1 protein-coding gene and 1 pseudogene are annotated in these 1,577 nt (G+C 59.0%); both read left to right on the forward strand.

What is annotated here, in order from left to right; genetic code table 11:
* The first annotated feature begins 1 nt into the window (after position 1).
* Positions 2–1,387: an IS21 family transposase gene (gene istA / locus BV911_RS18710; RefSeq protein ID WP_086055041.1), complete on the forward strand. Its 1,386-nt coding sequence runs from the start codon at positions 2–4 to the stop codon at positions 1,385–1,387.
* Positions 1,384–1,577: pseudogene (locus BV911_RS18715) on the forward strand (ATP-binding protein); the annotation flags it as partial. The gene istA and the pseudogene BV911_RS18715, both read left to right, overlap by 4 nt.

The following is a 1,577-nucleotide window of genomic DNA, read 5'->3' on the forward strand; positions in this document are numbered from 1 at the left end:
GCTGCAGCATTCGGTGCCTCCGGGGTATCAACGCAAGGAGCCACCACTTCGTCCGAAGCTTGATCCCTTTGTGGCGGTGATCGACCAGATCCTCGAAGAGGATAAGAGCAAACTGAAGAAGCAGCGCCATACGGCCAAACGGATTCATGCGCGGCTGCGCGACGAGCATGGCTTCTCCGGCGGGATCACCATCGTCACCGATTACGTGCGCGAGAAGAGGCGGCGGACGCGGGAAGTGTTCGTTCCGCTGTCACATGCGCCGGGGCATGCTCAGGTTGATTTCGGCGAGACGCTGGGTGTGATTGCCGGTGTCGAGTGCAAGCTGCACTACTTCGCGATGGCTTTGCCGCATTCGGATGCGTTCTTCATCAAGACCTATCCGGCCGAGACGACCGAGGCGTTTTGCGATGGCCACAATGCCGCTTTTGCATTCTTCGGCGGCGTGCCGTTGCAGGTCCTCTACGACAACACCACGATCGCGGTGGCGAAGATCTTGGGCGACGGGGGCCGGTTGCGCACCCGTGTCTTTTCGGAATTGCAGTCGCATTACCTGTTCGACGACAAGTTTGGCCGACCAGGCAAGGGCAACGATAAAGGCAACGTCGAGGGTGTGATTGGTTACGGGCGGCGGAACTTCCTCGTTCCCGCGCCGCGGTTCGACAGTTTCGATGCGTTGAACTCCTGGCTGGAAGAACAGTGCCTGAAGCGGCAAGACGACAGCCTTCGCGGACATTCCGAGACCGTCGGTGAGCGTCTGATGCGGGACCTGGATGCGCTGATGGCGTTACCGCCCATGCCTTACGATGCCTGCGATAAGGTCAGCACGCGGGCGACGTCGATCTCTATGGTCCGATATCGCAACAACGATTACTCGGTGCCTGTCGCCTATGCCCATCACGAGGTTCAGGTTCGCGGTTATATCCATGAAGTTGTGATCGGCTGCGGTGCCGAGGTGATTGCCCGCCACCGCCGGTCTTACGATAAGGCCGACATGGTGTTTGATCCGATGCATTACCTGCCGTTGCTGGAGCAGAAGGTCGGTGCGTTCGATCAGGCGGCACCCCTGCAAGGTTGGGAACTGCCCGATGAATTCGCCACTTTGCGCCGGCTATTGGAGGCGCGGATGGGGAAGAAGGGCAAGCGTGAGTATGTTCAGGTTCTGCGTTTGCTGGAAACGTTTGACCTGATCCATCTGCATGCTGCGATCCGTCAGGCATTAGATCTTGGGGCCATCGGCTATGATGCGGTCAAGCATCTCGTCCTTTGCCAAATCGAGAGACGTCCGCCACGGCTTGATCTCGACATCTATCCCTATCTGCCCAGAGCACAGGTCGGGACGACGAACCCGGCCAGCTACATGAGCTTGATGTCGGGGGCCCCGGCATGACCGCCACCCCGCAGGTTCTATTGCAGCATCACCTCAAGGCGCTGCGATTGCCGACGTTCAAAAGCGAATATGACAAGCTGGCCCGCCAGTGCGCGGTCGAAGGCAAGGATCATGTGCAATATCTGTTGCGCCTGTGTGAATTGGAGCTGATCGAGCGCGAACGCCGGATGGTCGAACGGCGGATCAAAGC

This window comes from Pseudoruegeria sp. SK021, assembly GCF_002119405.1.
Lineage (GTDB): Bacteria > Pseudomonadota > Alphaproteobacteria > Rhodobacterales > Rhodobacteraceae > Meridianimarinicoccus.